This is a genomic window from Psychrobacter sp. Arc29, from assembly GCF_041431175.1.
Taxonomy (GTDB): Bacteria; Pseudomonadota; Gammaproteobacteria; order Pseudomonadales; family Moraxellaceae; genus Psychrobacter.
In genome coordinates, this window is sequence record NZ_JASMRR010000005.1 from 195,265 (window position 1) to 212,292 (window position 17,028).

Below are 17,028 nucleotides of genomic sequence, written 5' to 3' on the forward strand. Positions count from 1 at the left end.
AAAATAAAGGAAGCGCTATGTCTGCCATTTTAAAGGCGACCAATATCAATAAGATATATGATGAAGGAGCCGTTAGTACGCAAGTATTGACTGGCCTCGATCTGACGGTTCATGCTGGTGAGCGCATTGCTATTGTCGGGACCAGTGGTTCAGGAAAAAGTACCTTGCTACATTTGCTTGGTGGTCTAGACACGCCCACGAGTGGTGAAGTCTGGTTACATGGTCAGTTATTAAATAGCATGAATGAGACCGAACGCGGCGCGATGCGCAATAAGCATTTGGGTTTTATTTATCAGTTTCACCATTTGCTAGCAGAGTTTACCGCAGTCGAAAACGTTGCGATGCCTTTATTGATGCGTCCAGAAGTGTCAACGACTGACGCTCGTAAGCAAGCGATTGAGATTCTCGAAAACGTCGGTCTGGATCATCGGTTGATGCATAGGCCGGGTGAGCTGTCAGGTGGTGAACGTCAGCGTGTAGCAATTGCGCGCGCGCTAGTTACCAAGCCTTCGCTTATCTTGGCGGATGAGCCGACTGGTAACTTGGATTATGACAATGCGCAAAGTGTCTTTGGATTGCTATCAGAGCTACAAAGCACTATGCAAACAGCACTTCTGATGGTGACACATGATCGCAACTTGGCGGCGCTTGCTGATCGTCAATTACTGCTACGTAATGGTCATTGGGAACAGTATTAACGTCTATATGTGTTGAGATTTTCAGATGAATATAAGTGTCATGAATTGGCATTTATAAGGGTTGTTCTGACGAAATATATTGTTGTATTATCAAGTAAATATTTCATAGCAAAAGATATAGAAAACTGATTAACTAGCCGCTATATCTATTTTATAGGACTCCAAACAATGAACGAAGATGACAATCCAATCGCCGCTTTTGGCAGTGCTGAAGAAGGTGATGAGCCGTTAAAGCCCTATATCGATCCAACCTTGTTTGAAACGCTCGATAGACAAGAACAAAAGGATCTCATCACACCCGTGTTCGATGCGATTACTTTGGCTGGGGTTGACTACGATTTAAAAGCTCAAGACAGCGCCACAGGTAAGCGTTATACGCTCTGTAAAAACGACGAGGTTATTGAGATCGTCTCTATGGATAAGGATTTTACAGATAAGCTTATAGATGCCATAGAAAGAACCAAAGAAGAGTAATAGCTATTGCTTAAGACGCTGACGTTGATACTGTTTAATATTAATACCGTTTAATGATGTTAAACGGTATTAATATTTAGGCGATTTGTCATCAGGTTTTTGCTGACGCTTTTGCCAACTCACGACCGTCTTGTAACGCCAAATCGCTTTAAAGGCAAGTCCACAAACGATGCTGGTTATAACCGCTAAAATCGTTAACCCTATACAAAATGCTGCCAGCGATACAGTGCCCTTATAAGTAATAAAAGGGTTGGCGCCATCTGATAATGCCCATAAGCTAAAATCAGCAATCATTCTGCCGATAAAGCGCAAACTGATCACTGGTGCATCAATGATTTTTGCACCGATATAATACCCAGCATAAAAGATAGGCAAGCTGGTGACTGGATTGGTAATCCACGTGAGACCGAGAGCCATAGGTACATTGGCTCGAAAAATAAGCGAGCCAATCAAAGCCAGCAACATCTGTCCTGGCAGTGGAAAAAATGCGCTAAGCACGCCAATATAGACCGCTTTATTTAAGCTATGGCGGTTGAAGTGCCATAACCGAGGATCTGCCAAATGCGGGGCGAACAGTTTTAGGGTGCGACTTTCTAGGATTTTTTCCGGTGTAGGAAGCAGGTCTTTTAGACGTTTGTGGGGCACAGTATCGCCTTTAATCGTTAACGACAGTCCGCTCAATTGTATTGATGGGCTGGTATAAAGTAATATTATGGATAAAAAATACCGATGAGGATACATAGAGTGGTGATGGTAGAAAGCCATCATTTTAATATGCCTCATCAGTATAGGGTAATATAAATATAAATGCTATTGCCTCACAGATATGATGCTTCAGTCGCTTCTAAAATGTCGATAAAAATGGCTGCTCTGGTGCTTTATTATCATCAATAACTGGTGTTAGCTGCATTATAATATTTTGCTCATCAAGCAAGGAGTGCTGGTGTATTGGTTAGTTGGTAGCCTAGTAATTATTGCTATGATGGGTGTGTTGGCAGTTGCAGATAATGTAGCGATGCCGATCGACATGCCTTTATTGGATATGGTCAGCGCCTCCGGTTTGCTTTGGTTGCTTGTCGTATTTGCCATTGTACTGCTTATTGCTACGCAACTTAACACCCCTTCAATAAATACTCGTAGTACCAATAAAACGCGCTCTGTCAGCTCACCTAATGATGTTAAGTTGTCACTTTTTAGCAGATACTTCTTATTTGGTCTATTAGCCATTGCGTTGGTCATGGGTAGTGCATTACAAGCGCTAGTTGCACATCAGCAAGCCGAAACGACCAAAATTACTGACTCTATACGTGTACAAGCGATCGTTCGTATCGAAGGGATAAGTGACAGCGTATATGATGCCAGTACAGATAGTGGCTATCGACAAGTAGCAGTGGTTACACAGTTAATGCCATTAGTCGCTGCGTTGACTCCCCAAGATTTGGCAAATAGTACAAGTGATTATTCAGAGGAAAAAAATAATAGCCTAAGTAGAAGCTATGATGACAGTTATGAAAAAAATCACAGTACTGATATCGAATACCGAGTATTGCTCAATGCCTATCCAAAAAACACATCAAATGATGATTCGTTCTCAAATTTAAATGATTTGCAGCCAGGTGATGAGCTATTTATGAGCTTGGCACTGGCACCATTGTCTACCTCCAAGCAAGCAATAAGCAACCCGTCTGGTTTCGATAGTTATCGCTGGTTGCGCGGTCGACACATTGATGGTGTGGCGAATATACTGGCGGTGAGTCCGTTGACTGTCAGCAAGAGCAGTAACGATGAAGCTTTACACCAAGCATCGATGTTTGACTCTTATTTCCAGCGACTCCGTACTCGTATTGATATAGGACGTTGGCAATTAAGGGAGCATTTTTATACAGATTGGTCAGCACAGACTACGGCAGAGCAACAGGCAAAGGTGGTTACTTTGAGCTTGCTCACAGGTGACCGTAGCTTGATTAATCGCGACACCAAGGATTTGTATCAACTGGCGGGTATCTCGCATTTGCTTGCAATATCAGGGACACATGTACTGTTTTTAGCCATTGTATTGGGCGGCGCCGTTGTATTGCTATTCAATCGATTGTGCCCAGTGGTTTATCGCTATATTCCACGCTGGCAAGTGCGTTGGTGGGTAATGATTGGTGCTGCTTTTATCTATGCACTATTTACAGGTTTTGATGTGCCCGCTGCACGTACGGCTTGGATGCTACTGGCTATCGGCTTGGTGAGATTGACATTGCTACCGATTGGTACCATGCGCGTGTTATTAGCATTAGCTGTCTTGATGGCATGGCAAGATCCGTATGTCTTGTGGCAGGCAGGGTATTGGCTATCTTTCATCGCAGTAGCGCTACTACTCAAGTATGAAGACACATCATATCAGCGCAATACAGCCGCTGCACCGCTACCATACAATGATAATGGCGATAATGGGCGTGCTTATACAAGTAATATTTTATTCCATCGTGCATTGCAAATTGCTCGGCGTATATTCAAGCTACAATTCTGGTTGTTTTTGACTTTATTGCCTATCACGCTGCTCTTATTTGGAAAGGCGTCGCTATGGGGGCTTGTTGTCAATTTATTTGCCATTGGGCTGTTTGGGTGGGTGATTGTACCGCTCAATCTGTTAGCAGGGCTTTTTTACCTGTTATCACCCACGATAGCCGACAGCATTTGGTCTTTAGTCAGTGCCATCGTCGGCAATCTACATGAGTTGATTGGTTGGCTGACATCATTGCCAGCATTAACAGACGCATGGCTTTATACACCAGTGAATATGGCGATATTGCTCATGGTGTTGTTAAGTATAGTACCTTGGCTTTTGCCAAGAGGGCTGCTCAGTCGCTGGTTGGCATTGCCTCCACTGACGCTGTTAATGATGACGGTGTATGCCAATCAGCAGTCAATCATAACAATGCCGACGTTATATATTTTGCCAACGAGTGATCCATATATCAGTGCAGCCTTGCTACAATTCCCTTTAAATGATCAGAGAATTAGTAAAAGTAAGGATGATTCCTCACTTGCTAAAAGCAGTACCAGCTGGCTGTTTTTGGCTGATCATAGACCAACCGCAACACGGACCGTGCCAAGTAGTCTTACAGCGGATAGACTATCTGCGTCTTTAGAGCAGCAAATGGGCAGTTTGTCAGTCGATAAGTTAGAAGGCATCATAGTGCAGAGCAGTAGCACCGTACTGACTGACACGTTGAGTGCTAGTGAGCAAAATATGGCCGTTAGTACCAAAAATTCTGAGTTATTCCCGCTGGCAGTTGCGCAGTTAAATCAGCAGCTACCTGTCAGTCAATATTGGCAGGCGGGACGCTCTGAGCGTTGGGCTGCATTTCAGCAAGCGCATAACACAGTAGCCCAATCTAAAGGTAAGACGAATATCAGTGCGCAAGGTTGCGAGCAAGGCAAAACATGGCAGGTAGCTAGTGGTGTTTTATCCATCCAAGCAATGACAGGCTGGAGCGAGATAGGTGATACCAGCGTGTGGGACTGTACAATTGCGATTGATAGCAGCGTACCTATACAAGTCCTAAGATATAACGCAGCCGATCCGCTAAAGTCATTATCTGTAAACTCTCAAACGAAAATAGCAGATAACCAGTTAGATACGGATCACAAAAACTTGTCTCAATCACGGCTTATTTTGAACATCGATACGCATCCACGCGTTTGGCAGATGTGGTCACTGCTATGTTCAGCTGATTCGAATAACGACAGTATGAGGTTTAAAAATATCACTTGGCTTGGTCATAGTGCATCACAGATGACGACTGACGTCATAAGTCGTCAAAGCATCAATGATATTATCACCTACGATGACAAACCTTTAGAAGGGTCTTTATCGCTGGATATAATCGACAACGGTGTTGATGCAGAAGCGATGAGTCCTTAAAAATATCGCTTATATTCGCAGTGTTACAATATGGTGATATTTCACAGTTATACTATTGAACCATTATCGAAATACCACCATACTTAGCAGCCTATTAATACCGATGATTGACATGGCGAGGAGATATTTATCTTTAGCCGTATCTACCAATATCATCTTTTTATTGTTTTAGATTGTTTCTGACTTAGGAAGTTATATGCCCAACTGGCCACCAGACCCAAACAAACGTCCTGATAATTCGGCAAATCAGCCAACGCCAATGCAGCAACCAAACGCGCCGAGCGGACAAGAGTGGAAAGTACTGGAAAACACCTTATTAGCTAGTGTGGTTGAGCAGCGCCGTGCTCGTCGCTGGAGTATTTTCTTTAAACTGTTGACCTTTGGTTATATCTTATTGATATTTTTGACCATAGGCCGCGGGTGTAGTGGTTCGCCAACAGGAATGGATGCCGTTGATACTAGCTCGCCGCATTTAGCAGTGGTTGAGCTGCAAGGTGTGATCAGTAATGATGACGTGGCCAACGCTTACGATGTCAATGAAGCATTGAGAGACGCTTTTGCAAACAGTAACTCTAAAGCGGTGGCGTTAGACATTAACTCACCTGGTGGCTCACCGGTACAGTCTGATGAAATTTGGCAGACCATGATGGATCTGCGTAAAGAATATCCAGATAAAAAGCTTTATGCCGTTATCGGTGATATTGGTGCTTCAGGTGCTTATTATATCGCCTCTGCCGCAGATGAGATCTATGTTAATCCATCGAGCTTGGTTGGTTCTATTGGTGTCATTATGCCAAGCTACAATGTCAAAGGTCTAATGGACAAAGTCGGCGTAGAAGATCGTACTATCACGGCGGGTGAGTACAAAGACATCTTGAGCTTGTCGCGTCCATTGACTGACTACGAAGAAAAACATGTTGAAGGTGTGCTTGCCAATACGCACAAGCATTTCATTAATGCCGTCAAAGAAGGCCGCGGCGATCGCCTGAAAAATCCTGAGCAAAACAAACTGTTTTCAGGACTGTTTTGGACAGGTGAGCAATCTATCGAGTTAGGTCTGGCAGACAAAACAGGCAGTATCACAAGCCTCAGTAAACAATTAGATCTTGATACGATCATCAGCTATAGCCCAACCGATCCGTTCCAAATGTTTATGGATCGTTTTGCGGTACAACTGGGCGCAGGCATCGGTTCTAGCATGAGTCTTGATGGGTTCTTGCCCCAAGAAGAAGGCAATGCAAAAATGCGTTAAGCGTTTAATGTTTTAGATATACTGTGTATGATTGTTGAGGCTGAGCATATAATTATGCTCAGCCTTAATTGTATATAGTGCTAAAAATTACCTTAATATGAAATACAGTTGAATTATTAAAAATAATATATAAACCATCCCACGAGAGCCTGTTATGAGTGATGAAATCAATTTGCAGACCTTTGCTGCGCTACCTGTCTCCAAGATAACAAAAAAGCCTGTACTACATTTTGCCCATGCCAATGGGATGCCAAGTGCTGTGTATGAGCCATTTTTTGCAGGATTATCAGCATTTTTTACAATTGAATATATTGCCATGTTGGGTGACACGCCAGATTATCCAGTGGATAATCATTGGCGCAGTCTGACACAGCAGGTGATCGATAGCGTAAAAACCGCCTGCGAAAAGCACGGCGTCACTCAGGTGGTGGGCGTGGGTCATTCACTTGGCGCCATGTGTACCTTACAGGCGGCTTACCGTGAGCCCAAGCTGTTTGCTCAAGCAGTGCTCATGGATCCGCCTTGGATTTATGGCAAAGTTAGCTTGTTATGGCATTTGGCAAAGACAGTAGATAAATTGCCTCTTACGAGTAAACGTTTGATGGATAAATTGTCGCCAGCGGGTATCTCTAAGCATCGCCGTGATGTGTGGGACAGTCGAGCAGATGCGTATGAAAAAATGCGGCATAAAGGGTTTTTTAAAAACTTTGATGAGCGCAGCTTTCAAGGATATATTGATCATGGCTTGCATGAGCGCGCGGATGGTAAGGTCACATTAGCCATTCCTAAAGCTAGTGAAGTGGAAGTATTCCGTACCAATCCTTCTTGGTATTGGTTGGCACCGAATCGCGGCCCTAAGGTGTCTATTACCTTGATTATCGGTCAAGACAGTATCTTTTTAAAACGTCGGTTTCCCCAACAGATAAAGTCGCGCTTGGGTATCCCTTATGAGACTCATGAGGGTGGCCATATGTTCCCACTTGAGCACCCAGAGTCTGTAGCGCAGCAGGTACTCGAACTGATTAAGCAGCAACTATCAAAATAAAAGCAACGTATCATTATGTAGGCTTGTGTCTAATACAAGCTGACAGCGTATTTTTTAAGTGACATATATATGCCAAAAAACGTGACAGCTTTACCGGATATCGCAACCTCGCCTGAGCGTCCGCCGTTATTTTCGCGCGTTGGTATATTTATGCTAACGGTAGGGATGGTACTTGCGTTTTTTATCAGTCAATTGGTGGGCGTCTATATCGCTGGCAAGCTGGTATTACCTGCGACTAAAAATGCCTCGATGGGCGATATCTTCTTTTTTGGCAGTAACGATGGAACAGTCGTGAGCTTATCGATACTCGTAGGCTGCGTGCTTCTAATGACAACCAGTGTTCTCATTATTCGTATAAGAGGCGGTGAATGGCGGCAGTATTTAGCATTAAAGCCGTTTTCATTTGCGGTAGGTATAGGCATGCTAGGATTGCTGTTGATATTTATGATAGTCAGCCAGACGCTGACCTATATGCTGGATATGACGCCGTTGGTATTTGTAGATCCATTGTACCAGTCTGTTAGTTCAGTGTGGCTGCTAGTATTTGCAATGGTCGTGGTTGCACCTATTTATGAAGAAGTGGTTTTTCGTGGCATATTATGGTCAGCCATCGCAGAGCAGTTCAAGGCGCCGTTGGATCCAGTGCACCGCGGTGCAATAGTTGCGAGTATCGTGACCAGTTTGATATTTGCCATTATCCATGTACAGTATGGCATTTATGAAATCAGTACCATTGTGGTGTTGGCATTCATATTTTGTTATGCACGTATCAAGTCAGGGTCGCTATTACTGCCAATCGTACTGCATATCGTTAATAATGGCGCAGCGATGTGGCAGTATCTTGCGCAAGCGGCGTAGATAACATGCTAGCCATGACAATGGATAGCATGTGAATGCTATCAAGCCAGTTATACCATTAGCTATGCGTCAGGATTTAACGATAACACTTCATCGGCTGCTCGTTTAATGTCATCGAGCGTGAGCTGAGGTTTGCCGCTCAATGCTTGCCGCCATTTGCGTGCACCCATCAACCCTTGAAACAATCCTAGATAATGTCGTGTCATCGTGGGTAGTGCTTCGCCTTTGGCGATTTGTTCTTGTAGATAAGGGTAGAGCTGCTCTAAAATTTCTGAGCGCTTAGGTATTGCGTCGGGTGCTGCCTCGCTCCATAAGCTATTGGCCTCTGCTAATAGATATGGGTTGTGATAAAACGCCCGACCAATCATCACGCCATCGATATGTTGCAGGTGCATTTTGATGTCTTCAATGGTATCGATACCGCCATTGATCTCAATATCAAGCTCAGGAAAGTCTTGTTTGAGACGATAGACATCCTCGTAGCGTAGCGGTGGTATCTCGCGGTTTTGCTTGGGACTCAGCCCTTGTAGCCATGCAGTACGTGCATGAACAATAAAACGTGTACAGCCAGCCGCTGCAACGGTCTGCACAAAATCCACCATAAACTCGTAACTATCAAAATCATCGATACCGATGCGGTGTTTGACCGTCACAGGGATATCGACTGCAGCTTGCATGTGCTTGACCAAATCAGCCACCGTTTTAGGCTCTGCCATTAGACAGGCACCTATCTTGTTGTGTTGTACGCGATCAGAAGGACAACCAACATTGATATTGACTTCATCATAGCCGTATTGCTGAGCAAATTCGGCGCATTGTGTCATCTCACTGATATCTGCTCCGCCAAGCTGTAATACCAGTGGGTGCTCAAGTGTGTCAAAGCGTAGGTGCCGTGCGCGGTTACCGTGTATTAATGCACCAGTGCTAATCATTTCGGTATACAGGTACGTGTGCGGGTTAAATAGTCGCGCAAAATAACGATAGTCTGTCGTTGTCCAATCGATCATTGGCGCAACTGAGAGGCGTTTGTTGGTCATATCAACCATGATTGTTAAGCCTTAATATTTGTGTCTGAAATAAATGGATAAGGTGCAATGGACGAGACGACCCATTGCACCTTAATTGTTAATCTCTATGTAGATATTGATCAGTTGATTACAAGATCACATGATCAATTTTTTTGATTTCGGGCAGATTGTAAAAATATAGCCCCATAATGATACCGATAAAGCCAATAAATGCAATGTATAACGCTGGCGAGAAACTGATGAGTGTCGTCGCATAACCAAGCCCAAAAGGTATCAACACACCAGTAATAACCTGCGTGACATTATTGCAAAAAGCAACGCCTGTGAGACGGATGTTGGTCGGAAATAACTCGATGAGAATGCCAGGAACCATACCGACAATGCCTGCACAGAAGCCCAAAATCGCATACATGATTAAAATATAGTCGCCACCTGCTTGCAAATGGTAAAAGAAAGCCAGCATTTGAGCGATAAGCAAAATAGAACCAGTCACTAGAATTTTGCCAAAGTTGTCATGATTAGAAATCAAACCATAGAATATACAACCAAAAATCATAAAGATGATGCCCAGACTATGAGAAAAATTAAACAAGTCAGTATCTAAAGCAAAGTTTATTGCTATTAAATCAGGCAACATTAGAATAATAACGGAGGTGATGCTAGAGATGATTAATGTCAGTACCATACCGACAAATATAGAATGCTTGCAGTGTTTGAACAGTATGGTGAGCGGTTTACGTACGTCAGTGCCAATTTTGGGCTTGTCTAGCGCTAGAAAAAAGGGGGTTTCTCCAACGAGTCGCCACACCAATAACGGCAAAAAGCTCAATACAGCAGCAACCAAAAATGGCAAACGCCAGCCGTAGTCGGTCAATTGATCCGTCGTCATAATGCTAGAAAGCCACATAAAAAACGTATTTGAAAACAAAACCCCTACTAAAAAGCTGGCAGTCACATAACTACAGGCTACAGATAGGTACTGACGAGGGACATGCTCTGCCACAAATACCCAAGATAAAGGAACATAGAGACCGTACGCCATACCCTGTATTATTCTTAACAAAATAAACAAAGCAGGAGCAAGCGCACCCCACTGTGCATAAGTGGGCAAAAATGCCATTGCTAGCAGACTGCATGCGGTGACAACTATCGCAATCAACAGGACGGGTTTTCGACCTTTTATATCGCCATAACGCCCAAAGAGAATACCTCCGATTGGCCGTGCCAAATAACCGATAACAAACAACCCCATTCCTTGCAGCTTAGCAACCGTAGGATCGCTGTTAGCAGGGAAGATGGCAGCCGAGACAATGTCTGCAATGTACAAATAAATCAAAAAATCAAAAAAGACTACAGCGCTGATAAAGCTGATAAACATCACGACGTTTTTGTCTTTAGCAGACATCAAGGCATACTTAGAACGAGTCGGCATAATAGATCACGCATCCACGGAGTAATGTGGTCATTAAGACGATTATCATTTAGATAACCGCACACAATAAAAACCGGCAAATCAATGCATAGAGATAATGATTTGCCGAAAAAATAAACTTAGAGATTTATACTAAAGACTTCGATGACAGGATGTTGATCTAACAGAGATTAGACTTTTTATCCTGAATGTTTAAGTGTTGATGCGTAGGACATTTCACATGTTATAGCAGCCAATCAATGGGTAACCATGACATGATGGTCAGCCAAACATGGTCACTCATGTCAACGCGTGGCTCTGAGTCATAGACAACTTCTTTGCCATCTTCCATGGTGTGCCACTCCAAGCTACCGTTGTCTAGCAGCTTAACTTCATAGGCTTGGTTTAACAAATCATCACTCAGCGCCCCGTGCAGCTGTCTTGCCAACTCATCATCATTGATTATTACACCCATTTCAGTATTAATATTGGCAGAGCGAGGGTCAACGTTGTAGGAGCCGATAAACACTTGGTAATCGTCTACCGCAAACGTTTTTGCATGCAAGCTCGTTGATGACTGACTGCGCGCGCGCCACAGTTTATTGTCACGTTTTTCTTCAGCTGCCGTTGATTTTAGCTCATATATTTTTACGCCTGAACGAAGCAGGCTAGGGCGCCATTGACTATAACCAGAATGAACAGCGGTCACGTCGGTCGCATCAAATGAGTTGGTCAATATTTTGATATCAACGCCAGATTCGGCTAGCTTCACCAAAGTATCGACCCCGTCTTTGGTCGGGACAAAATAAGACGAGATGATGGTCAGTTTTTTGGTTGGGCTACCGAGTAACGTGCGCAGTTGATGCACCAAGTTGGTCTCAGATGAGACGCTTTTGGACAGCTTACCAACATCGTCACTCAAAAACTGCATGTCTGTCCAACGAAACGGCACACGCTTGTTGATCAGATCAGTGTCTATCGTCGAGTCTTTGATGGCGGCTTTATAGACCGTCAAGCTACTGCCTTCGTTGTTTTCCTCATCTATACCCAGCTTGTCCAAGGCCTTTAAGAAATCAGGCGTGACATCATCGTCGAATTTGGCTAAAGTTTCGATGTCAAACGACAGCGGCGATGACCAATAACTGGCAAAGCTATTATCAATGTCTGCGACGACTTTACCAATCAGTAAAACATCCAAATCTGCAAACTGGCTGCTTTGATCGTTGCTCAGGTATTCATTACCGATATTACGTCCGCCGATAATGGTAATCTGTTTATCAAACGTCATGCTTTTATTGTGCATACGGCGATTGATACGCGGTAAACCAGTGACGTAGTTCAATGTTGAAAACTTACGATGCATCAATGGGTTGATGATACGCACCGCGATGTTAGGGTGGCTCGCAAAACGTAGTAAGTGCTGATCAAACTTTGCACTGTTATTAAAATCATCCAACAACAAACGTACGATCACACCGCGCTCAGCGGCTTCCCACAAGTCTTTTAATAGAAGTTGGCCAGCCTGATCATTGTGCCAAATATAATACTGTGCATCGATATTGCGCGTGGCCATACCCGTTAAGATACTACGGGCGGCAAACGCATTTGCCCCAGTGACGATCGGATGATAGCCTGACAAGTCAGGGTGAATTTCATTTTGTGCACTAACAGCGGCCACTAGATCAGTATTGTTGGTTGTAGTCGCTGTATTTTGCTCAATCTTTGGGCTGTCTTCTTGTTGGTATAAAGCATTGACTCGCGCTGATAGCGCTTGGCTCTCAGGTAGATGCGGCTGTTTGGGTAGGCTCTGGCAAGCGCTCAGACCTAAAGTCAGCCCAAGTGTCAGACTCAACGATAAGCTGCTTGGTTCTATACTGAACATCGACATAACGAATTTACCTTAATGAGCCTAAATATACTGATAAATAAAATGCATGGATAAGTAATTTGCTGAAATTGTTCATCTATTTTTAAGGATGATAGCATTGATTGGACGGTCTATAAAAATATCACCAACGCCAAAATTCAAATCGTCGCTAAGCTTAGCAGCTGTTAGCATATCTGCCTATTATAAATACGTTATTTTTGTTAGGTTGGACGATTGATTTTATCGTGATTTACTGTCGGTTAAATCTGCATAATGGCTGTCATATTGAACATCCAGTTATTTTAAGAAGCAAAATTAATAATTAGATGTTATCTGAAACCAGATGTGTGGAATAAGTCGGCATGTTATGATAACGCTGATGAATTTGCTTGATAATCAAAAAAATAAGCAGTCCTTTTATACCAACCAAAACAAAGCAACGGAACGTCTATGAGTCAGTCGCAAACGAAAGATGAGAATAATTTGAACCAAAAAAACTCAAACGATGGGTTAGATCCAAACTGGCGTAACGATGCCTTAGATTTAGGATTAGATTACGGTATGCAGACGATTGCTGTGCGGGCAGGTCAACACCGTACCGACGAGGGCGAGCATTCAGAGCCGATTTTTACCACCAGCTCTTATGTTTATCAATCAGCCGCTGATGCTGCTGCTCATTTCGATGGTACAAAGACAGGAAACGTTTACTCTCGTCATACCAACCCAAGCGTACGTACTTTTGAGCGTCGTCTCGCCGCGCTAGAAAACGGTGAGCGTGCGGTTGCAACGGCCTCTGGTATGGGCGCTATTTTGACCATGTGTTTGGCGTACCTAAAAGCGGGCGACCATCTGCTCGCTGCCAATCAGTTATTTGGCTCGTCTATCGGTCTATTTAACAACTATATGGCCAAGTTTGGCGTCGAAGTCAGCTATGTTGATTGCTTTGACAATGATGCATGGACCAATGCCGTTCAACCAAACACCAAAGTGATCTATTGTGAAAGTCCAAGTAATCCATTGGCGCAGATTTGCGATATCGGTTATTTGAGTGAGCTGTGCAAAGCCAATGACATATTACTGGTCGTCGATAATTGCTTTGCCACGCCAGCATTGCAGCGCCCGTTAGACTTAGGTGCCGATGTCGTTATTCACTCTGCGACCAAATATTTGGATGGTCAGGGTCGTGTACTTGGCGGGGCGTTAGTTGGTAGTGACAAGCTAATGCAAGAAGCGTTTACGGTGGTACGCTCAGGCGGTATCAGCATGAGCCCGTTTAATGCTTGGGTGTTTACCAAGGGTCTTGAGACACTCAAACTCCGAATGCAAGCGCATTGTAACAACGCCAATCAAGTCGCAGAATTTTTGGTCAATCACCCTAACGTTAGTACGGTGCATTTCTCCGGCCTAAGTGATCATCCTGCACATGAGCTCGCCACTCGCCAACATCATATGAAAGATGGCTACGGTGCTATCATGGGCTTTGAAGTCAAAGCATCTGACAGTCGTAATACAAAAGAAGCGGCTTGGCATGTGATTGACTCGACTCAAATGGTCTCCATCACCAATAACTTGGGCGATGCCAAAACCACGATTACCCATCCTGCGACGACCACGCACTTCCGTCTCACCCCTGAGGCTCGTGCCGAAGCTGGCGTTAAAGACGGTCTGATTCGTCTATCAGTCGGTTTGGAAGATGTCGAAGATATTATCAAAGATTTGGCGCGTGGTTTAGACAGTTTGTAAAGATAGCGGTATAATGCCGTCAGTATTTTATTTTAAACTTTAAATTATCCCATTTATTATTATAAGACAAAGAGGTAACTATGAACATTCAAGCATTGATGCAACAAGCACAAACGATGCAAAAGAAAGTAGAAGCAAACGTTGAAAACGCTAAACAAGAGCTTGCGAACAAAGAAGTGCAAGCAGAAGCGGGCAGTGGTCTGGTTAAAGTCACCATGACTGGTCGCCATGTGGTCAAGCGTTTGACCATCGATCCAAGTTTGCTAGAAGATGAGCCAGATATGATCGAAGATCTTATCGCTGCGGCTATCAATGATGCGGTGCGTCAAGCGGATGAGCTATACGAAGAAACCATGGCTGGCGCGACCTCAGGTATGGGTCTGCCACCAGGTATGCAAGGCATGTTCTAAGCGTTAAATACTTTAGACTGAACACAAAAATGGGGTTGTTATCAACACGATACGACCCCATTTTTATATCTACGGTTTTTTAAATTCAGTTAAATAAAGTCAACTAAAGGAAGCTACTTTGCTTACAGCCAAATTTGATCAGCTGGTCAAACAGCTGCGTATATTGCCAGGCGTGGGTCAAAAAAGTGCCCAACGAATGGCGCTACATTTGCTTAGTAAAAAACGTCCGCAAGGCATGGCGCTTGCCCAAGCACTAGATGAAGCCATGCGCGATATTGTTGAATGTCAGCGCTGTCATAGCTTTAGTGATGAAGCGGTGTGTCCTCTATGCCAAGACCCTAGGCGTGATGATGGGCTGCTGTGTGTGGTCGAGACAGCGGCAGATGTGATGGCTATCGAGCAAACCGCAGGGTATCGTGGTCGCTATTTTGTGCTTGGTGGACATTTATCCCCAATTGATGGGATCAGTGCTGATGACTTAAATATTGATCAGCTGGTATGGCGAGTCAAACAAGAGCCTGTTGAAGAGATTATACTGGCAACAGGTACGACGGTTGAAGGGCAGACCACCGCACATTTTATTAGCGAGGCGGTCAGTCGTCATGTCAATAAAGTCACACGTTTGGCACAAGGGGTACCGATGGGCGGCGAGCTTGAGTATCTGGATAGTATGACGCTGGGTCAAGCCATGCAAAATCGCTCTTTTTTATAAGGTTTTGATTGCATCAAAGTCTTGCACCTTTCATTCTACGAAATTGTTATAATTGCTTTATTATTGTTCTCCTTTTTAATTTTATTAAGACGCAGTATCGCGTTTTATTTTCTCCTATTTATGCAGGTATCTGCCCGTGTCCAACAACGTTTCAAACGCTTCAGTCAAATCAAACCCTTCCGAGATTACTGATAACTCATCACAAAAAGCAGCTAATACTGAGATGACATCAGTGGCGACACCTTCGGAATCAAATGATGTTGATACAATTGATATCGATGCACTGTTGGATATCGCTGATGCCGTCGATGTCACATGGGTGCGCGAGCAGCACCAATTGGCTGAGGTGATCAATGCCTTGGCAACTTGTGGCCGCGTCGCATTGGATACTGAGTTTATCAAGCGCGACACCTACTATCCCCGTCTGGCACTGGTACAATTAAATACTGGTGATCATGTTTATTTGCTGGATGCACCCCAGTTGCAACTGGCTGAACTGTGGGAAGCGCTACGCAAAGTAGATGTTGCTATCTGGCATGCTTGCGGCGAAGATTTAGGCATTTTTTATCTGCTATCTGGTTGTCCGCCATTGACCAATATTTTTGATACGCAAATTGCGTTGTCTTATTTAACCGGTCAATTACAAATGGGCTATCAGCAGGCATTGGCAGATCAGCTAGATATGCATATCGATAAAGAGCACAGTCAGTCTGATTGGCTACAGCGCCCATTGACAGATGAGCAGGAGCAGTATGCCATCGATGATGTGCGTTATTTGCCAGCGCTGTATCTTAGTATCGAGCATGCGCTTAAGGTGCAAGGGTTATATGATTATGTCTGGGCTGACTGTCAGCTCTATGCCAGTGATTTGTATGACTTGCAGCACGTTGAAGATGAAGCGATGTATCTGACAATGGCTGATTATCGTTATAACTCGCAGCAAATGGCGATACTCAAAGGGATTGCGACGTGGCGAGAAGAGCTGGCACGTGCGACCAACCAGCCGCGTACGTTTATCATCAAAAAGCAAGCGGTACGCGAGATCGTCACTGAAAAACCAAACAGTATGCGTGAGCTGGCGCACAAAACGACGATGCACCGTAGCATGCTGCGCTTATATGGTGAAGAGCTGCTTAAGATAATAAGAGAAGCCAAAAGCCTAGCACCTGCTGAGCATCCAGCTTGTCTTGTGCCGCCATATCGCTCAAAAAACAAAATCCTGTCAAAAGCAGTGCAGCAAGCGATTGATGAGCATGCGCGCGAGATTGGTATACCTGCTAGCGTATTGATGCGTAAAAAATGGCTAGGACAGCTATATGAAGTCATTGCTCTTGATAAAGATTTCAGCGAATTACCACAAGGGTTAAAAGGCTGGCGCAATGACTGGGTCGTCCAGACGTTGATCCCAGTAATAAAAAAGCATAAAACTGAATTGCAGCAAGGTATGGGTATCAGATAGCAAAGACAGCTAACTCAAAAAAATTGATGCCTAATTTCACATTGCTTGTTTTTTAAACCAATTTTTTAAATCAATCAATGGCAGTATTAATTTTTTCGCTATCGATAAATGGCCGTTTTGATAATCTTGCTTATACTTTTACTCAGTCATATCTA

The 17,028-nt window shown here is 43.9% G+C and carries 14 protein-coding genes; 10 read left to right on the forward strand and 4 right to left on the reverse strand.

What is annotated here, in order from left to right:
- Positions 1-17 precede the first annotated feature (17 nt).
- Together lolD and QO189_RS08915 are read left to right on the forward strand one after the other, a co-directional pair.
- Positions 18-698 (forward strand): lipoprotein-releasing ABC transporter ATP-binding protein LolD, encoded by a 681-nt coding sequence (gene lolD, locus QO189_RS08910; RefSeq protein WP_058024770.1) that lies wholly within the window; start codon positions 18-20, stop codon positions 696-698.
- A 168-nt stretch (positions 699-866) separates the two neighbouring features.
- A complete protein-coding gene (locus QO189_RS08915; protein ID WP_371532456.1) occupies positions 867-1,172 on the forward strand; it encodes a hypothetical protein in 306 nt (101 codons plus the stop codon).
- A 69-nt stretch (positions 1,173-1,241) separates the two neighbouring features.
- Here the strand turns inward: QO189_RS08915 and QO189_RS08920 are convergent, their stop codons facing one another.
- On the reverse strand, positions 1,242-1,817 hold the full coding sequence (locus QO189_RS08920) for a DUF2062 domain-containing protein (RefSeq protein WP_227675659.1): 576 nt from the start codon (positions 1,815-1,817) through the stop codon (positions 1,242-1,244).
- Positions 1,818-2,115: 298 nt separating this feature from the next.
- On the opposite strand from QO189_RS08920, the gene QO189_RS08925 reads away from it, so the two are divergent.
- The 4 genes from QO189_RS08925 (at position 2,116) to QO189_RS08940 (ending at position 8,243) form a co-directional block, all read left to right on the forward strand.
- Complete coding sequence (locus QO189_RS08925; protein WP_371532457.1) at positions 2,116-5,088, forward strand: ComEC/Rec2 family competence protein; 2,973 nt, start codon at positions 2,116-2,118, stop codon at positions 5,086-5,088.
- A gap of 196 nt (positions 5,089-5,284) precedes the next feature.
- Positions 5,285-6,340: a signal peptide peptidase SppA gene (sppA, locus tag QO189_RS08930; protein WP_058024772.1), complete on the forward strand. Its 1,056-nt coding sequence runs from the start codon at positions 5,285-5,287 to the stop codon at positions 6,338-6,340.
- Between the two features lie 154 nt (positions 6,341-6,494).
- Entirely contained in the window at positions 6,495-7,385 is an 891-nt protein-coding gene (locus tag QO189_RS08935; RefSeq protein ID WP_371532458.1) for an alpha/beta fold hydrolase, read from the forward strand.
- Positions 7,386-7,454: 69 nt separating this feature from the next.
- Positions 7,455-8,243, forward strand: coding sequence for a lysostaphin resistance A-like protein (locus QO189_RS08940; RefSeq protein WP_371532459.1), 789 nt, complete (start codon positions 7,455-7,457; stop codon positions 8,241-8,243).
- 62 nt (positions 8,244-8,305) lie between these two features.
- Here QO189_RS08940 and dusA read toward each other — a convergent pair whose 3' ends face one another.
- The 3 genes from dusA to QO189_RS08955 form a co-directional block, all read right to left on the reverse strand.
- On the reverse strand, positions 8,306-9,289 hold the full coding sequence (gene dusA / locus QO189_RS08945) for a tRNA dihydrouridine(20/20a) synthase DusA (protein WP_371532460.1): 984 nt from the start codon (positions 9,287-9,289) through the stop codon (positions 8,306-8,308).
- Between the two features lie 109 nt (positions 9,290-9,398).
- Positions 9,399-10,703, reverse strand: coding sequence for an MFS transporter (locus tag QO189_RS08950; protein WP_371532461.1), 1,305 nt, complete (start codon positions 10,701-10,703; stop codon positions 9,399-9,401).
- A 223-nt stretch (positions 10,704-10,926) separates the two neighbouring features.
- Positions 10,927-12,570, reverse strand: coding sequence for a phospholipase D family protein (locus QO189_RS08955; RefSeq protein ID WP_371532462.1), 1,644 nt, complete (start codon positions 12,568-12,570; stop codon positions 10,927-10,929).
- 429 nt (positions 12,571-12,999) lie between these two features.
- On the opposite strand from QO189_RS08955, the gene QO189_RS08960 reads away from it, so the two are divergent.
- The 4 genes from QO189_RS08960 (at position 13,000) to QO189_RS08975 (ending at position 16,873) form a co-directional block, all read left to right on the forward strand.
- The gene (locus QO189_RS08960) at positions 13,000-14,292 is read left to right on the forward strand and encodes an O-succinylhomoserine sulfhydrylase (protein WP_371532463.1); all 1,293 of its coding nucleotides are present in this window, start codon (positions 13,000-13,002) and stop codon (positions 14,290-14,292) included.
- 80 nt (positions 14,293-14,372) lie between these two features.
- The gene (locus tag QO189_RS08965; RefSeq protein WP_371532464.1) at positions 14,373-14,702 is read left to right on the forward strand and encodes a YbaB/EbfC family nucleoid-associated protein; all 330 of its coding nucleotides are present in this window, start codon (positions 14,373-14,375) and stop codon (positions 14,700-14,702) included.
- A gap of 118 nt (positions 14,703-14,820) precedes the next feature.
- On the forward strand, positions 14,821-15,414 hold the full coding sequence (gene recR / locus QO189_RS08970; protein WP_186474225.1) for a recombination mediator RecR: 594 nt from the start codon (positions 14,821-14,823) through the stop codon (positions 15,412-15,414).
- A gap of 136 nt (positions 15,415-15,550) precedes the next feature.
- Positions 15,551-16,873, forward strand: a complete 1,323-nt coding sequence (locus QO189_RS08975) for a ribonuclease D (protein ID WP_371532465.1) — start codon at positions 15,551-15,553, stop codon at positions 16,871-16,873.
- The last annotated feature ends 155 nt before the right edge of the window (positions 16,874-17,028 follow it).

Excerpts from the sequence above, each read along its gene's own strand:
- QO189_RS08965 (WP_371532464.1), top strand. The coding sequence starts at position 14,373 with ATGAACATTCAAGCATTGATGCAACAAGCACAAACGATGCAAAAGAAA.
- dusA (WP_371532460.1), bottom strand. The coding sequence starts at position 9,289 with ATGGTTGATATGACCAACAAACGCCTCTCAGTTGCGCCAATGATCGAT.
- QO189_RS08960 (WP_371532463.1), top strand. The coding sequence starts at position 13,000 with ATGAGTCAGTCGCAAACGAAAGATGAGAATAATTTGAACCAAAAAAAC.
- QO189_RS08955 (WP_371532462.1), bottom strand. The coding sequence starts at position 12,570 with ATGTCGATGTTCAGTATAGAACCAAGCAGCTTATCGTTGAGTCTGACA.
- QO189_RS08950 (WP_371532461.1), bottom strand. The coding sequence starts at position 10,703 with ATGCCGACTCGTTCTAAGTATGCCTTGATGTCTGCTAAAGACAAAAAC.
- sppA (WP_058024772.1), top strand. The coding sequence starts at position 5,285 with ATGCCCAACTGGCCACCAGACCCAAACAAACGTCCTGATAATTCGGCA.
- QO189_RS08935 (WP_371532458.1), top strand. The coding sequence starts at position 6,495 with ATGAGTGATGAAATCAATTTGCAGACCTTTGCTGCGCTACCTGTCTCC.
- QO189_RS08940 (WP_371532459.1), top strand. The coding sequence starts at position 7,455 with ATGCCAAAAAACGTGACAGCTTTACCGGATATCGCAACCTCGCCTGAG.
- QO189_RS08915 (WP_371532456.1), top strand. The coding sequence starts at position 867 with ATGAACGAAGATGACAATCCAATCGCCGCTTTTGGCAGTGCTGAAGAA.
- lolD (WP_058024770.1), top strand. The coding sequence starts at position 18 with ATGTCTGCCATTTTAAAGGCGACCAATATCAATAAGATATATGATGAA.